Consider the following 18,277-nt stretch of genomic DNA (forward strand, 5'->3'; position numbering starts at 1 on the left):
GTTTTATTTAGCTTTCGCTATTTCTTCATCAAAAATTTCATCAACGGACTTACTCGAAATTTTACCTGCTTTGGCGGCGGCAACACGCGGCGCCAGATACGCCTCAAGCTTTTGTAAGGCGGCTTGCTCGTCTGCATTAGGTAGTGCCCGTTCAAGCACATAGCTTTTGATACTCTTGCCTTGTAAGGCAGCTGCGGCTTTTAAGTTCTGATGCTGCTCAGGCGTAATTTCTATAGATAATCGCATAAATACCTCCAAAGCATTTGATGATAAATGCTCAATTTTCATCATACTGGGATTTACAACAATTTGTCAATTTTGTACAAATGTTGTTTAACTAACCGACTAATGTCACATTAGAAAAATTGCTTGCAGTACAGGCGAACAAGCAATAAAAAAGGCCGTACTGGACAACCTTAATACAGTTATTCGAATAACGATTGCTCATAGGTTGGACATTAAGGATTAACCGAGACCAAGCCATGCTTCAAGCGCCCGGTTTTCTTATCTCTGGCAGGATGTGCCCGATTGGCACATCCTGATAAATAATTTACTGCCCAATTCCACGTTTGTATAAATTCAGATTAAGCGTCATGGAGTATCGACTCCATTAATAGATAAAACCAGCTTTGCGTATTTTTCGCGACCATGAAGCTCGATATATCGACGCCCATCAGACGTTGAATACTAAACCCAATACGCTGTTTTACCAATAATGCCAGCAAACTGCCATATCAGTCCCTCCATCAAGCCCGTATTCCGAGTATTGAACTTACGTAAACTGCAGTAGGGTTTCCACTCCTTGAAGAGTAATTCTATCTGCCAGCGCTAGCTGTATAATTGTAAGACTGCTTGTACTGCGTATTGCTCTCACGGCAAGTTCGTCGCCCAATAGGTTGGCTCTGATTTACCTGGAGGCCAACTCGCTATCAGGCGATCTGACATGGCGAATCAATGCCATAGAGTTTACTTTTTTGACAATACCGATCTGCTACTACCAATTGCAGAAATTAACCCAAATGGTTTTCTGGATGTAAAAGAAAAGGAATATAACTCAGTTAAACCCGGCTGGTTTCGTACAAATGTTCTTTTGAAGTGGGATAAGGATAAAGTCCGGATACTCCGCTGATCCTTTAGAAAATGGGCTGCACCTGATGCTTTCTCCCTGTTTTATTATCTCACTGTCTTATGGCCTATATCCCCACAGTAAGAGAGAAAGATCGAGTAACAATGAACCATTTTCTTTACGAGCCTGCCTAAAAACACACAATACCGCGCTACAATTACATCACTTAACTGATTTTAGCCCAGCAATATCCGGGGCAAAGCGAGCCAGCTTTGCTTTGATATGCTGTTCGATAACCGTTTTATCCGGACTCGAAGAAGCCGCGAGCAACGGCTGAAAATAGCGGGCAACATCGTTGCAGAGTTGAGCCACTAGCTTCTGTGCCGCCGCTTTGTGCATTCCAAGATTCATTGCCAAACGCACAAAACATTCCATACAATAATGACCAACGGCTTCATACGACGGACTAAACACGGCATTTAACTCACTCGCCAAAACACAAAGCGTTAAATCCTCGTTATAGTAATCCTGATAGGGTGCTACCGACACTACATCATACACCGGCGTAAAATCCCGCATCCTGACAGTCGCATCATCCGGGTGTCGGTACATCGACAAATTTTTACAATGGAGATCGTTGTTGCCTACCAGGTAGGCGAATAACACCTGCCTGACACCGTTGAATATTATCGCCATATTTCGCCCACTGGCTTCATATAATTTTTTCAGCACACCTTCATAAGAAAGGTTGTCACTGCCTTTATTCGATGAGTGGACGTTACACAAACTTGCGGCATCTTCAACAAACAACCGGCGACCATCGTCGCGCAAATCAAACCGACGGGTCACATAACACAGTTCACCGTCTTCAAAAGGCACCAGGGCGTTATCTGCTACATTAAATTTGCAGAGTCTGGCCAATTGCATGATGGCATGTTCGTTTTCCGGCAGATGGGGCAGATGGTCGGGGGCTGGTTTAACAATATACCGGCCATGGCCTTTTACCGGTACCAGGTAATTGCCTTCTAGATCCATGAATAATTTTTTCTGGACACCCGAGATAGATTGACCATCCAAATAGCGCGGCGCGGCACGATTAAATAATGCCTGGTCCCCTTTAACGCTTATCCCCGCTGCGGGCAGGCGGGTTAACGTAAACATCTTCTTCAGAAACGCCGGGGAGTATGGTGCAGCTCCGCCTTTAAGTGATATTTGGCCTAGCTGAGCAGTCATAATCTCACGAATTCCTTTTCCATATTCACCACAGATAGCGCCCCAATCAATACCCGGCCATTATGCAATAGCAAGCCAAATTCATCACGTTTGTCTAACCGGGTATTGGTTGTTTGATACATTTTTATCCACCCTTCACTTAGCAGGTTTTCAAAAAATGAGGGAAACGCATCAAATATAAAAGCGTCGGCTTGCAAAGGAAACTGGTGGCCTATGGGCACACCGCTACCAAGATACTCCAAGACATACTGATAGGTATACCGTACTTTACCATTAGCGGTGAGTTCTGTGAGATAACCCGCCAGCAGGTTATTGGCATAGATGGCCCCCTGGCGATTTATTTCACTCATCGGTTTGAGCCTTTCTGGCTATCACTATTTCCATGCCCATAACATTCAGTACGGCATTTAACGTGTCGATTCTGCAAGACTCAACCGATTTTTTAAGACGGGTCATGGTATTTTTGGACACGCCCGCCAGCATGGCCAGGGTACTCAAATCCATTTGGTGTTGCCGAAGGTAATCGTCAAGGACGTAATTAAACTGGTTGAGGTTCCCCGCTACTTCACTTGAGTTCATGGCCATCTTCAATTGCCTTTCCAGCGTTGATGTAGCGGCGGAAAGGCTTTGCTGGTGAGCAGATAAAGCCTGATGTAACAGCTCGTTATTCTCTGAAGCGCTCATAAACAACCTTAAAAAGTGATTATATAAAGTAAAATACAATATAGTCACCATTCAATGCGAAGTAAAGACAGAAAATCATCATTAATAGTGATTATAAAATTTAACCATTAAAAAATAACAATAAAGAGTGATTAACCACAAAAAAATCACCACGAATAAGGAAAATGTAAATAATAGACCCCTGACATCACAATAAAATAGTAACAGCTTAGTAAAAGTGAACAGTCTCATACGCCAGTAAGGCTCATCCATAGATTTATTTTTAGCTATTCCTTTGTTGCCAAACGCAGTTGTTCATTTACTGTGGTAACTCAACGGCAACGATAAACCGGAAGATAAAAGATGCGGATACTGACAATAGAGGTGTGGAGAAGGTGTATTGGATTAGACTTGCAAATACTTACCGCATTGCCGGCGCTGGTTATACGAAAGCAGGTATATCCCCTGATAACACAAAGGGAGCAACTTGCCCCCTTTCCTTTGCATTAACTATCGAGTTAAACGACAATAATTTAAGCAGTGCCTAACCGCTCCCCCTGATAACTGCCATCTAATACAGCTTGCCACCAGGCGGTATTGTTTAAATACCATTCCACGGTTTTCTTAATGCCGCTCTCAAAGGTTTCCCGGGGTGACCAGCCCAGCTCTTTTTGAATTTTACTGGCATCAATGGCATAGCGCATATCATGGCCAGGACGATCGGCAACGCTGGTAATCAGATCGCGGTAGCTGCCTTCTGCTTTGGGTTTTACGTCATCGAGGATGTCACAGATGGTATGCACCACTTCGATATTTTGTTTTTCGTTATGACCACCAATGTTATAGGTTTCGCCAATTTCGCCCTGTGTGGCTACCACCACCAGCGCCCTGGCATGATCCTCAACAAACAGCCAGTCACGAATCTGATTGCCTTTACCGTAAACTGGCAGCGGTTTACCAGCCAACGCGTTTAAGATCATCAGCGGAATAAGCTTTTCCGGAAAATGGTAAGGACCATAGTTGTTAGAACAGTTAGTCACCACGGTAGGTAATTTAAAGGTTCTTAACCATGCACGCACCAGATGATCAGAAGCAGCTTTCGACGCCGAATAAGGAGAGCTTGGTTCGTAAGACGTTTCCTCGGTGAAAAGAGGTAATTTAGTTCCCGCAGCCACTTCATCCGGATGCGGCAGGTCGCCGTATACTTCATCGGTAGAAATATGGTGGAAACGAAACGCTGACTTTTTATCCTCATCCAATTGCGCATAGTAAGCGCGGGCTTGCTCAAGTAGTACGTAAGTACCTACTACGTTTGTTTGAATGAATTCACCAGGTCCGTCGATAGAGCGGTCGACGTGGCTTTCTGCAGCCAGGTGCATAATGATATCCGGCTGATACGTATCTAGTACACGCTTTACTTCTGCGCCATCACAAATATCTACTTTTTCAAAGTGGTAACGTTCATTTGAGTCAACTTCTTTAAGCGACTCTAAATTCCCGGCATATGTTAGCTTGTCGAGGTTAACGACTTTATGATTGGTATCGTTAATCAAGTGACGCACTACCGCGGAGCCTATAAATCCCGCCCCGCCGGTTACAATAATGGTTTTCGCTGTTGTCATGGTATGTCGTTCTCTGCTGCGCTTACACCAACTCATCCATCATAGCGCTTAACTGTTCGCGCCAGTGGTTAAGTGGTGAAGTAAAAGTTTCTCGCGTTACGGTTTTATCCAGTACGCTGTAATGGGGGCGCTTTGCCGGCGTGGGATAAGCGCTGCTCGGAATGGGTTTAACCGGCACGGCCTGTTCCAGTAAGCCTTTTTCCAGCCCTAATTGCTGAATAGCTATGGCAAAATCATACCAACTGCATACGCCTTCGTCAGACCAGTGATATATGCCTACTGTGCGATGAGAAGCGGCTTCCACACAGGCACGCGCCAGCCCTTTCGCCCAGGTAGGGCTGCCAATTTGATCGTCAATCACGCCTAGCTGAGGTTTCTCCGCCATCAGGCGAAGCATGGTTTTCACAAAGTTATTGCCGTGGCTCGAATACACCCAGGATGTACGCAGAATAGCACTTGCTTCTGGAAGAATCGAAGTCACTTCCGCCTCACCCGCCGCTTTAGTTTTACCATACATGCCCTGCGGCTCAATGGCATCATCTACCGTATAGGGTGAGCCTTTTTCGCCGTTGAATACATAGTCGGTAGATACATGCACAAAAAACACATTATTGCTTTTGCAATATTTCGCCAGGTTGGCTACCGCTGTTTGATTAAGCAGGTAAGCATTTTCTTCATCAGACTCAGCTTTATCCACAGCGGTATAGGCTGAGGCATTGATCACTGCTTCAGGTTTAACCTGATCCAGCTTTGCAGCGATATCTTCACTGGAAGTAATATCCACATCTTCCCTACCAAGGCACACAGCCTCGGGTACCAGTCGAGCAATTTCCCAGGCCAGCTGACCGCTTTTACCGATGACCACGAGTTTAGTCATGATTCTTCCTTAAAACGTTGGCGCATCAACGAAAGCCGTACCGGCTTCATCCTTGCCCGATAAAGACGGCGCTTCGCCATTCACTAACGGCCACTGAATGCCAATGGTTGGGTCGTCGTATTTAACCGATACTTCGGATTCCGGATGGTAGTAATCAGTACATTTATAAACAAATTCTGCTGATTCACTGGTGACGTAAAAACCATGTGCAAAACCGGCCGGGACCCAAAGCTGGCGTTTGTTTTCAGCAGAAAGGTATACCCCAACCCACTTGCCGAAGGTTTCAGAATCCTTACGCATATCCACGGCCACGTCGAACACTTCGCCAGACACCACACGGACCAGCTTACCCTGGGTTTGCTCTAGTTGATAATGCAAGCCACGCAAAATGCCTTGTTTAGATTTAGAGTGGTTATCCTGTACGAATTCCACGTCTGCACATTCGGCTTTAAACCAATCTGTACGGAAGGTTTCCATAAAAAAACCACGCTCATCACCAAACACGCGTGGTTCAATAATTTTGACATCGGGGATGTCTGTTTTAACTACTTGCATTATTAATTCTTTTCCTATCTTGATTCTGTCATATCGACAGGGGGCATCTGTTCATTCGGGACTTCCTGACTATTCTGCGTCTTCACAGAAAGTGCACATTATCCTGTCATTCCGGTAAAGGGCGAAACACTTATCCAAGATCTCCCGACTTTACACCGTCATCCCGGAAAGGGCGTAGCACTTATCCGGGATCTCCCAATCAATGCGCCTATGCAAACTAACCAAACTGTTATGGATATCCCGGCTCAAGGCCGGGATGACAATAAAATCGGCCGAGATGAAATGCTAAGCATTTCACTTAACCCGATCACCAATCACTTTTAACAGATAACTACCATAACCACTTTTCACCAGTGGCGCCGCCAGTTTTTCTAACTGTTCAGCATCGATATACCCCATACGGTAGGCCACTTCTTCAGGGCAACAAATTTTAAGGCCCTGACGCTTCTCAATCGCTGCAACGAAGTTTGCTGCATCAAGCAGGCTATCAAGTGTACCTGTATCTAACCAGGCAGACCCCCGCCCCATCAACTCAACTTTCAGTGAGCCATCCTGCAGATACATATTATTGAGATCGGTGATTTCCAGCTCACCTCGTGGTGAAGGCTTAACTTCTTTAGCAAAATGGACAACCCGATTGTCGTAATAGTACAGACCAGTTACTGCATAATTCGATTTAGCAACAGTGGGCTTTTCTTCGATTGAAAGTGCATTCCAGTCATCATCAAAATCAACAACGCCGTATCGTTCCGGGTCATGTACATGATATCCAAACACTGTTGCACCTGAAGTCTGACCATAGGCATTTTTCAGCGACTGACGTAAATCATGGCCGTAGTAAATATTATCACCCAATACCAGTGAGCAACTGTTGTTACCGATAAAGTCTTCGCCAATCAGAAATGCTTGCGCAAGGCCGTCAGGCGATGGCTGAACAGCATACTGAAGGTTTAATCCCCATGAACTACCGTCTCCCAGTAACTCAATAAATCGTGATTGTTCTTCCGGCGTAGTGATGATGAGAATATCACGTATGCCCGACATCATTAACGTAGATAGTGGATAGTAAATCATTGGTTTGTCGTAAACAGGCATTAATTGCTTGCTGACTACCTTAGTAAGAGGGTGAAGACGGGAACCTGAACCACCCGCTAGTATTATTCCTTTTCTCATATCATCTCTTAAGCTTTATTTCAGAATTTAAATAGGGTATGGCAATGATACGCCACAAAACAATCAATAAATAACGATGTTGAAAATCATAGGCCGAAGCCTTTGTAAAATTAGGTATAATTGATAGAAAAATTCCAAGTTTATTAATTTAATTTTGGCACTAACCTAAAAATCTCACTTATAAAATGGCTAGCTACTTCGGAACTTGCTTATGTTATCTACGAACCACCCATAAGTTTGATATAAACCTTCTTCAAGGCTTAAAGTCGATTCCCATCCTAAGTATTTCAATCGTGATACGTCCATCAACTTACGTGGGGTTCCGTCGGGCTTCGTAGTATCCCAGACAATCTTACCTTTGAATCCGGTGACGTTGGCTACCGTTTCAACCAGTTCCTTGATGGTACAATCAACACCCGTACCAACGTTGATATGGCTAAACATCGGCTCGGTGTATTCATCGTAAGTGGCTTCATCCAGTTCCATTACGTGCACACTTGCAGCAGCCATGTCATAGACGTGCAGGAATTCTCGCATGGGTTTACCACTGCCCCAAGCTACCACTTCAGCATCATGGCGCTGCGCCGCTTCATGAAAACGGCGTAACAACGCAGGAATAACATGCGAGTTGTCCGGGTGGAAGTTATCATTCGGGCCATACAGGTTAGTAGGCATTACCGATCTGTAATCCCGGCCATACTGGCGATTATAGCTTTCGCACAGTTTAATACCGGCAATCTTAGCAATGGCGTAAGGTTCGTTAGTTTCTTCCAGTGTACCTGTAAGCAACGCTTTTTCGGTCATAGGCTGTTCAGCCAACTTAGGATAGATACAACTGGAGCCTAAGAACAATAGCTTTTGTACATCGTTAACGTGTGCTGCGTGAATAATGTTTGCTTCTATCATCAGATTTTCATAAATGAACTCTGCAGGATAGGTATTGTTAGCATGAATTCCGCCCACTTTAGCGGCAGCCAAATAAACTTCATCAATGTCATTGTCAGCAAAAAACTGAGACACCGCTGCCTGGCTGGTTAAATCTAGCTCATTTCGTGTGCGGGTTACAATATGCACACCGCCACGTTTCTCTAAGTTTCTGACTATCGCTGCGCCAACCATTCCGCGGTGACCAGCTACAAATACGGTTTTCATAATTTCTCCAAAACAACAAAGGCCCCAACAGAGGCCTATGTGTTAATTATACTGTAACCGCTATTATTCCTTCGCTACTGCGACAGAATAGCCGTGCTTCTTTAGTAGAGCGTGTTGTTTGGCTTTTTGTAAATCGCCTTCCACCATTTCGGCACACATCTCTTCAACAGTTATTTCTGGTACCCAGCCTAGCTTTTCTTTGGCCTTGGCTGGGTCACCGAGCAGGGTTTCTACTTCTGCAGGGCGGAAGTAACGCGGGTCCACTTTAACAATCACATCACCCACTCTAACGCCTGGTGCATTCTCGCCTTCAACTGCGGTTACTATAGCAATTTCATCCACGCCTTCACCACTGAACTCAACAGTAATACCCGCTTCTTTACAGCTCATGCGCACAAATTCACGTACGGAAATTTGTTTGCCGGTAGCGATAACAAAATCTTCGGCATGGTCTTGTTGCAGCATCATCCACTGCATACGCACATAGTCTTTAGCATGGCCCCAGTCACGCAGCGCATCCATGTTGCCAAGATACAAACACTTCTCAAGCCCTTGGGCGATATTGGCAATACCACGGGTGATTTTACGGGTTACGAAAGTTTCTCCACGGCGTGGTGATTCGTGGTTAAACAGAATACCGTTACACGCATACATACCGTAAGACTCACGGTAGTTTACCGTAATCCAATAGGCATACATTTTAGCTACGGCATAAGGCGAACGTGGGTAGAAAGGCGTGGTTTCTTTCTGCGGGATTTCCTGCACTAAACCATAGAGTTCAGAAGTGGATGCCTGATAAAAACGGGTTTTCTTTTCCAAACCTAAAAAGCGAATCGCTTCCAGTAAACGCAGAGTACCAATTGCATCAACATCTGCCGTGTATTCTGGGGCTTCAAAGGATACTGCAACGTGAGATTGAGCACCTAAGTTATATACTTCATCCGGCTGCACTTCCTGTAGGATACGCGTAAGGTTAGACGTATCGGTTAAGTCGCCATAATGCAGATGGAATTTTGGGTTTTCGTTGTGCGGATCTTCATAGATGTGATCAACACGCTCTGTATTGAATAATGACGCACGACGCTTTATTCCGTGTACTTCGTATCCTTTCTCTAACAAAAACTCGGCTAAATAAGAGCCGTCCTGGCCGGTCACACCGGTAATAAGTGCTTTTCTCATTACTAATTACTTGTCCGTTTTACAAAATTAATGATCTAAGGTAATTTTCTGAGACAACCGCATCGCAGATTCGATCGCAGCATCCATGTTAAAATATTCCCACTCAGCAAATCTACCTAATAAGTAAATGTTTGCTTTGGCTAACTCATATTTTATTTTAGATATCTTGTCTCTAGTAAATTGGTCTTGAATTACATAGGAATATATTTCATTGTTGCTGGCGATTGGAACCAAATTACCAGGTAAATTTTCAAGCTCACTCACCATTTCATCGAAAGTTAATTCACCTGAAAATTCTACAGTGCAGCTCATTCTCTTGGAGCTACCATTATTTGACTTAGAAAACCCTCCTGTGTATATAATTCTGTGAGCTTTCACATTGTCCTCTGGAAGATATAACCAGGAAATATCGGTAAAGTCACATTCACAAAGAAGGTTGCTGGTTCCATGAAAATTAAGGTTGCTGACAGACGCCAAACTATTTACTATATCTTCGTCGTCAGAAAAAAAGATATTTTGAAGGTCAGTAACCCTACCGGTATAAATTAATTTATCGACTGACTCCCCGTTGACCATTAGCGCTCCATCATAGAATTCAATTTTGTCAACAAGAACATTATATTTCACATTAAGATTTTCAGCCAATGTATCGGCTATAAATTGAGAGCCTCCTACCTTTGGATAATAAAAAGTAGAATGCACCATCTCAGCCTCCTCCTCTCTGAATATATTATCTAAGATAATAGAACCGAGATTTGGCATTGGTAACTTCCCTTCTAACCAATCAAGGGAAACCTTTTCTAAATCACACTGCCATATTTTTTGATTGTAAGGAAAAAAATAAATTTCACAAAGAGTTTGACCGAATGTATTGAGTAAATATTCTTTAAAGTTAATACAATTGGAATCGCCCCTTTTGTCACGCAACAACTCTTCGAAAATTTGCCGAACCACTCCTTTTGAAAGTTGGTACAAATTATTTTCTATTGGATATCCGATGAGCTTACCCATTAACAATATTTTGGCATTTCTCTTTACTTTTACAAAATCAGAATCCTTATCAAAAAAGGACCAAAACCAATCCAAAACATCATTATTTCTAGAATTAAAAACATGGCCACCGACCTTATGATATAGAAATCCAGACTCTATATCACATGCAATTAAGCCCCCTACTTTAGAATTCTTCTCAAGAACTTGAACTTCAGCCCCTTTCGATGAGAGCATATTAGCAATAGCCAAACCACTGACACCAGACCCTACAACTTTAATTTTCAAAATCAGACCTATAATTTTTTAAATATCTACTTATCCAATAAAATTTTAACTAATGGTTCTACAAGTATTCTCCAATCAAAATCGTATTCTCCATACATAGCAGCGTCACCTGTTATACTAGATTCGTTAATGAAATGGACACTATCTGCCCCATCTGAAACATCATTCCAAAATTTCTTTTGATTTAAATGTGCTATATTGCTGTGAGCAACTCCAGATTTAGATACTAACCAGGAATTTAATACCAAGCCAGAACCTATTACACTTACATATGAGCCCACATGAGCCGCCCACACTAAACTTTCTTCAAAAGGAATGTTAATTCCATCAAATACTGGTATTGAATGTTTTTGTAAAGTTAAGCGAATTTCGTCAGCTACGCATTTTACATCTCCAAACCCATCAACGAATATTGCGAAATTTGAGATACGTTCAGACATGTCAATTGCGAGTTCGATTAATCCGGAAGCTTGACTGATCCAAGTTTTATTGTGACTCCTTAGATTCACCCAAAGTACTGTATGATTTGAGCAAGCGGATATAATGGAACTATATTTATTAGTACCAGCTGACTCTACTTTTGACTCTACTTTTTGTTTGCATAGCGAATATATTCTATCTTTTAAATATTGAGAGATATGAAGCCCAACTGGACGAATCCATGCCCTCTTCTCATCATACAATTCCGAATCATAATTAAACAAATCTTTCGGACTTTCTAACTCTATATATTTACGTATTTTCAAGTCAGGAAATAATTCCTTAACAGATAGCCAACGATTTGAACAAGTTACAACATCAAACTCTATTGTTGCTCCGGACATATTATTTATTCTTTCCACGCCGGCCATTTCTTGCCAAAAATAATGCCCTAAATTTTCTTTTAAACCTATCAATAATGTTCTTACTTCTACATCAGTGCTATTACCGCACGACTCTTCAATAAACTCAACTTCCCTAGAATATTTCTTGTAGATATTGCTCGACTTCACTCTTAATACACTATTCCACATCATATCAACCATTTCGGGTTGCTGTTCAGGAGCATCGAGAACAAAAACTGCTGCCAAATCGGGTATAAAGATTGCGGCTCTTCTACCATGCCAGCGTCCAACTAGTAGAAAGAATTCATGAACATCTTTAAAAATATATGCTACATGGTACGCATCACAAGGTACATTTAGGAATGACTTCAATACATTACCACTAAATGGACTGAAAACAGAGAATTTGCCGTTCAAACAAAGATTTTTTTGGTATTCTGGAATCCTTAGATTGCTATTTTTAAGTACCGAACTAACGCTTCCTTCGTCTGGTACTATATCTTCCGGAAAAAATTTATTTGGTGAAATTACAGACCACAGTGCCTTTTCCGTACTCTCAGAATCTGAAGATAATTTGACAACATAATCCCAATTAAGTCCATTTTCCTCACAAAACCTTTTTGATCTTTCAACTTCAGACTTAAAATAAAAAATTTTCAGCACAATCTTTCTCTTACAATAAAATAAGAATGTATTAAGATGAACATATTAAATGGAATAAGAATTCGGCTGGACATTCAACTCTATATTATATATGGATCATCATTCAAATCACTCAGAACAAACAGCTCAAAAACTATAAATCAACCTTAAATGATAAGTCATTTACCTTATAGAATTGTTGGAATCGCTTAAAGTTATTTTCTGCCCTTCTCAAATATTTTGCAAAATCAAGAGTGCTTATTATTTCCTCTATCTGAAATAATGAATTTAATTCAAAGTCCATTATATTTATACTTGGTACACACATAGATTCCGCTAACTCTTCAGTCCGCTTGTCGTGTGTAATCAACAACGGTGGCGTTCCAGCGAGTGTAGCGGCAATTGCCCCGTGAATTCTTGTGCCTACATAAACATCATCCTTTGCAACATCGACCAACCAACTATTTAAGTTTGTATGATACTTACCTTTTTCCATCAATGCTCTTTCAAAAAAAGAAAAGTTGCTAAAACCATAATAAGACATGGCTAGTTGATGTTCATTCTCAGATAAGTCCTCCCTCGACAATAATTTTATTTCATATGCTTCAGATTGATAATATATGGAAGATGCTTCGCGAATCGCGAATCTGTACAGCATTTGCTGCTTATCTTTTAGATTGCCCTTATGCAGATGATATCTGGTGGGACCTACCCCTATTCTAATTCTCTGATTACTCGCCTGAGGACGAAGTTTAGGTAATTTGCCGAATGAGAATAATGAAGGGCAACCTAACACTTCTACATTTTTTACTCCCAACTTGTTTATAACTTCAGCAGTAAATTCTCCTCTAACCGCTAATGCTGAGGAACGTTCAGCAATAACTTCTAATAATCTTTTTGTTCCCTCAGGGACTTGAGACACTTCCTCTAAACTCTCAAGCTGGGCTCCTAAACCTACTGCAACACAAGGAAGTTTACTTTGTTCAATTTCTTCAGCCAACCACCCCCAGTCCTGTTTAAGATTTATCCAGTTAGCGGCAGGTACAAGTAGTTTAGAGATATTGTTGTCAATTGCTTTATCTAAATTTCTAAATCCCACATTTTCACTTTTATCGATTTGCCTATGTGCAGCATAAGTGAAAAGCATATTACCAAAGTTATTTCCACTAAGTTCAAGTGCAGTACTTCCTTGACTTACAGAAAGTTTATCGAGTCCAATACCAACAATACCTACGTTTGACATTACAATACTTGCCTTTTTAAATTTTCAATATATTTTTTTTGCATAGAGACATTTGATGAGTCTCCGAGTATATCTGTAACCAAGACTTGAATACTCTCGATCTCTTTAATTTGACCGGCTAGATTTGAGTGTGTAACACTCTTATTGTGTCTTCTATGCACGTTCAAGCTGTCCTTAATCAATTTTATAGTACAATCTGAAGATAGCAAATGCACATAAATGAACCAATCCCCAGCGACTTTAAATTCCAATAAAGAGTCTAAGTGCTGGAGTATACAATCTGAAAACTCTTTTCTTCTAAAAGTCATAGCACTTACATTCATAAATTGATTGTTAACTGACAAACAACTTTTTATTACCTCTTTACCAGACAGTAGCTCCCCCCTATCCATATCTCGTAGCATTGCCGGAGTGTAATAATACCTGTAGTTATCTGCTAAATGAGCCCCAGTTTCATCAATTTGGATCGAGTCTGTATATGTTGCGACCACATCTATTTCAAAATCCATAGAACGAGCCAAGAAATTAGCCGACGCAGAGTCATCCGCCTCTGCAATCCAGACATATTCTCCAGTTGCAATTTTAACTCCTTTCGCCCACTGTTTGAAGACAGAACCAGAGTTTGACCGATTTATAATAAGTTCAATATCTCTTTTATGGATATCTGTAAGATGCTTAATTACTTCAACACTATTATCAGGAGACTTATCATCTAGAACAATTATTTCAAATATTGGGTAGGACTGATTAAAAATTGATAATAGCCGTTCTTCCAGATAATTCTCATAATTATAATTAGGAACTACTACTGATACTCTTTTTAAATTTTTTATCAGCAACTCTAGCAAAGAGAATACGTAGTTATTCCAATCATATTTTTGCAAAGCAAAATCCCGACGTTTATTTGCCTTCATATTGCAGTCACTTTCAACCTGATTAATTATTGCTAGTGAAAACGCCTCAATGTCGCCAACGCGAACTAGCTCCCCATTAACTGGCAGTGAAATAGGTTCTTCGAACCCACCTGAATTTTCAAAAGCAACAACAGGCGTACCTAAAACTAACGACTCGAGAACCACTGATGGAAATGGATCTTCTCTAGATGTTAAGGCAAAACAATCAGCGCCTTGCACGTATAATGCAATTTCCTTAGTAAAAGGCACGATATGAATATGTTCTTTTAGTTCTGGCTCAATACTGTCGAGAAGCCAAATGGCAAGATCCTGCTTTACATTACCCACCCAAACAAAATGAAATAAAGGATCTTGTTTTACCAGCTTTCTGGCTATGGAAATAAATAAATCGAAACCTTTACGTAGATCCGCAAATCCGGTATTAACCACTATTTTTGCGTCTGATGAAAGCGACAAACGTTCTCGAAGTTTCGCCTTGGCGTTCTCGTCAAAGGTAAGTTGCTGGTATATACCCTGAGGAATAATATGGAGCTTATCCTCATTTGCATCTTCTACAACTCTATTGAATGAGCGTTTTACAAAATCAGCGGCAAAGACTACCGCTTTAGAGTAATCAGAGACACCTTGGGCATTGTCTTCAAGTTTGTATTCTTTAATCAGGTTAGAAAGCTCATGTACTAACTGAATACTTTCTATATTGTTTTCATGCAATATTTTGGCGCAGTGTCCTGAAACCAATGTGTTACAAATGGCGTACTGATAAGCTTTAGATTTGTTCAAATCTTCGATTAACGCTCTGAAATGCCCCTCGGTACCGTCGAGCACGTGCGTCGTCCCTACCTTTTTGTATTCCTCAACCAGAGGTCCGCCCTCAAGCAGAACGCAGACAACATCTATTCCGAAGGTTTGTTTAAGCGTTTTAAAGATATTTAACGTGAGTAGTTGAGCGCCGTGCTTATAAGCATCGTGACCTATCAGAATGAGCTTTGTTTTATCTTCAAAGCTATCAATTGCGTGAACGGCTCTGTAGGTGGCGTTTAAGTAAGCATGGCCATTGTACACATCCGGCTCTAAATGCGCGCCTTCCGCCCACTCATTCCACGCATTAATCATCACAAAACTTTCTTTATTTTCGATTGGATAAGTGCGTGCGTACTGAGCAATCGCTTTTAACCATTTTTCATATTTTTGTGGTGTAGAACCAACATATCCCATTCCTCTACCAGGCTTACGCGCTTCGTTATCCCAAGACGGTGTTACGCCCCGTATCAGCGGAAATGGATGTTCTTTTTCAGATAAGCTTGAACTCACCAATGCGTCGTATGACGGATAATGACCGGTAAATGTCGGGTCAATTAAGCCCTCTGCTCTGGACGCATCGGGTAGCCCTGAAGCAATTTTATGCGGCGGAAATTCTATAGCACCATCGAGATCGAACAAGCGGGGATCGGTATCATCAAAAGCCTGAGCCATATAAAACAAAGGCATTTCATTTAGTTGTTCTTCACAAATTCTACGCCATTTTTTAATGGTTTCTTTAACATTAGGAATAATACCCGGTCGATAAATGATGAATAGTGGGCGGCCATCAACGCGGATGTAACGTTCATCTTTAAAGTGGCGGCCTAAATCTTCAATAAACGGGATATCGTCTTCTTCGTAATAATCTTGAGCTATTAACACATCATTGTCGAAACCATCCCATGTTCTTGTCCAATTCTCGTTTGCCCACATTAAACAAAACGAGATATTAATGTCTTTATTTTCTAAAAACATATCAATTGGCTTTTCCATTAGCCTCTTACCATTAAACCAATAATGGTAGAAACAAAAACCGTGTATGCCTGCTGCTTTGGCTAATTCAGCCTGCTCTTTGAAAACCTCTTTTACACGCAGGTCATAAAAACCAAGGTCACTGGGGATATGAGGTTGATAGTGCCCGTGAAAACGAGGCTTTCCCCGAACTACATTTCGCCACTCGGTAAAACCTTTACCCCACCATTCATCATTCTCTTTAAAAGGGTGGAATTGCGGTAAATAAAACGCTAACGGCTTTACTTGGGGATTTGTATCACTTTCTCCTGTGAACTGCTTAGTTTCAAACAGTGGGCCGGGCGCACTGTAGTCGGCAGTAGGGGCTGTTGAAACGCTATGCTCTGCCGTGGCTACGTTTCCTACTTCTTCAATTTGAGTTTTTGCATCGAGATATTCTTTTCCATAATGCGTTATAAAATGCAGAAAAGGATTAGTGATTTTCTTATCGACCTTGAAAAGCTCGCAATACTCGCCCATTTCTATATCGGCCTTTGGTCTTCGGCTTTCAAAAACACCGGTATAGATGAAGTGATAAAACGGAGATAAGCCTGCCACGTCGATATCATTATATGTAGAGATATAAAAAGACACATCAAAATGGGGATTGATATTAAGGCTTAGACGCTTTTCGTTTTCGTAGAAAAAGGCAATCGCTAACTGCCCTTCCGCCATAGCCTGAAGATTCTCCAGGCACATTGGATCTACAAATGGTGATGTTATTCGAAGTTCGGCGGCACCATACAAAATGTAATGTAATAACGGATTTAAATCTGACTCAGCAAGATCTGAATACTGTTGAAGATACCATTTTGTATCAAACAAATAGGACGGAGAAGCTCCATCGCTAGCTCCAACACTCAAAAAGTGCTGTATAGCATCTTGTTGTTTTATGTCGGGGTATTGTTGAGCGTAAAAGTCAAAATCAAAAAGCCCACTTAGTTCGATTATATCTATTTTTTCTTGTAACTGATCAGAGTCCATTTATATACCCAAATATTTCTTAAATTACACTAACATTAAAAGCCGATTGTCATACACGCGATTAAATTCAACATATGCACCCAGCGATACAATTCTTTTGTGAATTTGTTTTACTCGCTTTGCTGTAAGCAAGCTTTCACTACGATTTGGACGAGATGAATAATAGTCCCATTAACCTTAACATCAAGTCTAACATTTTCCTGTATTGGTCCGATCTTAAAACCTAACACTTTTCCGTTAGAAACAATGACGGGCTTAGTTTTTGACAAGTATTCTTTTACGTCCGGTCGTTCGTGGAATCCACTAACGGCTTGTTCAATATTTCCGTTATTAATAACGATAGCTTCAATAGTGTCGACGGTGGCTAACCAGGCATTGAGATATGGAGAGGTAGCCTCAAGCACACCCGTCCGGGGCAGATCCAAACAGTATTCAAACGTCTTTCCAGTATTTGCTAAATTTGTAACATTAATCTGAAAGTCTGTTTTCTTTATTCTTGACTTAATTAGCTTAGCTGGAACACCACCAATAATCGAAAAGTCCGGAAATGACTTCGTTACAACTGCGCCGGCTGCTACCACACAGTGAGCGCCTATTTTTACACCGTCTACTATCGACCCCCCCGCTCCAATCCATGTACCTTCGCCAATTTCTATTCCTTTAGAAGTAATAGGTTGATCTTTTATGTATTTATCAACCCGATCAAATCCATGATTAAAACCAAATATTTGAACAGAACTGGCAATTCTAACCGCAGTGCCAATTTTCACGTTGCCAATAATATTAGTTAATGGATTAACAGAAACATCGTTACCCATTGTGATGTTGCCACGTAAAGTTACCTGAGATGCTATGCGAACATTTCTCCCTAGGCGTGCACTGTCTGTAAAAAAATTGCAGTCTGGAGCGATGTAACAGTTAGGCCCGAAAGAAGCATTAGCATTGCGAGCAAGCACCTCTTTAATAACTTTCTGTTGTGGCAGTTCGGCCACGTTCGCTTCCCATGTAGCTACCGACAGTTTTTTGGCTTTCCATTCTTCATCTGTAAGGTTGTGCAATG

Annotated in this window: 15 protein-coding genes and 1 pseudogene; all 16 read right to left on the minus strand. The window is 41.4% G+C overall.

Annotation, left to right across the window (positions count from 1 at the left end; translation table 11 throughout):
- Nucleotides 1–3 precede the first annotated feature (3 nt).
- The gene (locus D9T21_RS09575) at nt 4–291 is read right to left on the minus strand and encodes a type II toxin -antitoxin system TacA 1-like antitoxin (RefSeq protein WP_241155677.1); all 288 of its coding nucleotides are present in this window, start codon (nt 289–291) and stop codon (nt 4–6) included.
- Nucleotides 292–458: 167 nt separating this feature from the next.
- Nucleotides 459–936 (minus strand): annotated as a pseudogene (locus tag D9T21_RS22970) (transposase); the annotation flags it as partial.
- 352 nt (nt 937–1,288) lie between these two features.
- Nucleotides 1,289–2,299, minus strand: coding sequence for a HipA domain-containing protein (locus tag D9T21_RS09585; protein WP_123324748.1), 1,011 nt, complete (start codon nt 2,297–2,299; stop codon nt 1,289–1,291).
- Complete coding sequence (locus D9T21_RS09590) at nt 2,296–2,649, minus strand: HipA N-terminal domain-containing protein (RefSeq protein WP_123324749.1); 354 nt, start codon at nt 2,647–2,649, stop codon at nt 2,296–2,298. The genes D9T21_RS09585 and D9T21_RS09590 overlap by 4 nt, the downstream gene beginning before the upstream one ends.
- Complete coding sequence (locus D9T21_RS09595) at nt 2,642–2,983, minus strand: helix-turn-helix domain-containing protein (protein ID WP_164464632.1); 342 nt, start codon at nt 2,981–2,983, stop codon at nt 2,642–2,644. The genes D9T21_RS09590 and D9T21_RS09595 overlap by 8 nt, the downstream gene beginning before the upstream one ends.
- Before the next feature lie 512 nt (nt 2,984–3,495).
- On the minus strand, nt 3,496–4,584 hold the full coding sequence (gene rfbB, locus D9T21_RS09600; protein ID WP_123324750.1) for a dTDP-glucose 4,6-dehydratase: 1,089 nt from the start codon (nt 4,582–4,584) through the stop codon (nt 3,496–3,498).
- Nucleotides 4,585–4,606: 22 nt separating this feature from the next.
- Complete coding sequence (gene rfbD / locus D9T21_RS09605; protein WP_123324751.1) at nt 4,607–5,461, minus strand: dTDP-4-dehydrorhamnose reductase; 855 nt, start codon at nt 5,459–5,461, stop codon at nt 4,607–4,609.
- Between the two features lie 9 nt (nt 5,462–5,470).
- Nucleotides 5,471–6,016, minus strand: coding sequence for a dTDP-4-dehydrorhamnose 3,5-epimerase (gene rfbC / locus D9T21_RS09610; RefSeq protein WP_123324752.1), 546 nt, complete (start codon nt 6,014–6,016; stop codon nt 5,471–5,473).
- A 294-nt stretch (nt 6,017–6,310) separates the two neighbouring features.
- The gene (gene rfbA, locus D9T21_RS09615) at nt 6,311–7,189 is read right to left on the minus strand and encodes a glucose-1-phosphate thymidylyltransferase RfbA (protein ID WP_123324753.1); all 879 of its coding nucleotides are present in this window, start codon (nt 7,187–7,189) and stop codon (nt 6,311–6,313) included.
- Nucleotides 7,190–7,378: 189 nt separating this feature from the next.
- Complete coding sequence (gene fcl, locus D9T21_RS09620) at nt 7,379–8,341, minus strand: GDP-L-fucose synthase (RefSeq protein ID WP_123324754.1); 963 nt, start codon at nt 8,339–8,341, stop codon at nt 7,379–7,381.
- A gap of 63 nt (nt 8,342–8,404) precedes the next feature.
- Nucleotides 8,405–9,520 carry a GDP-mannose 4,6-dehydratase gene (gene gmd, locus D9T21_RS09625; RefSeq protein ID WP_123324755.1) on the minus strand — a complete coding sequence of 372 codons (1,116 nt, stop codon included), beginning with the start codon at nt 9,518–9,520 and terminating at the stop codon, nt 8,405–8,407.
- 27 nt (nt 9,521–9,547) lie between these two features.
- Nucleotides 9,548–10,798, minus strand: coding sequence for a protoporphyrinogen/coproporphyrinogen oxidase (locus tag D9T21_RS09630; protein WP_206427256.1), 1,251 nt, complete (start codon nt 10,796–10,798; stop codon nt 9,548–9,550).
- Nucleotides 10,799–10,824: 26 nt separating this feature from the next.
- Nucleotides 10,825–12,285: a hypothetical protein gene (locus D9T21_RS09635; protein ID WP_123324757.1), complete on the minus strand. Its 1,461-nt coding sequence runs from the start codon at nt 12,283–12,285 to the stop codon at nt 10,825–10,827.
- A 133-nt stretch (nt 12,286–12,418) separates the two neighbouring features.
- Entirely contained in the window at nt 12,419–13,507 is a 1,089-nt protein-coding gene (locus D9T21_RS09640) for a polysaccharide pyruvyl transferase family protein (RefSeq protein WP_123324758.1), read from the minus strand.
- The gene (locus tag D9T21_RS09645; protein WP_123324759.1) at nt 13,507–17,217 is read right to left on the minus strand and encodes a glycoside hydrolase family 99-like domain-containing protein; all 3,711 of its coding nucleotides are present in this window, start codon (nt 17,215–17,217) and stop codon (nt 13,507–13,509) included. The genes D9T21_RS09640 and D9T21_RS09645 overlap by 1 nt, the downstream gene beginning before the upstream one ends.
- Nucleotides 17,218–17,327: 110 nt before the next feature.
- On the minus strand, nt 17,328–18,275 hold the full coding sequence (locus tag D9T21_RS09650; RefSeq protein WP_123324760.1) for an acyltransferase: 948 nt from the start codon (nt 18,273–18,275) through the stop codon (nt 17,328–17,330).
- Nucleotides 18,276–18,277: the final 2 nt, after the last annotated feature.

The organism is Marisediminitalea oceani, assembly GCF_003731635.1.
Classification (GTDB): domain Bacteria; phylum Pseudomonadota; class Gammaproteobacteria; order Enterobacterales; family Alteromonadaceae; genus Alteromonas; species Alteromonas oceani.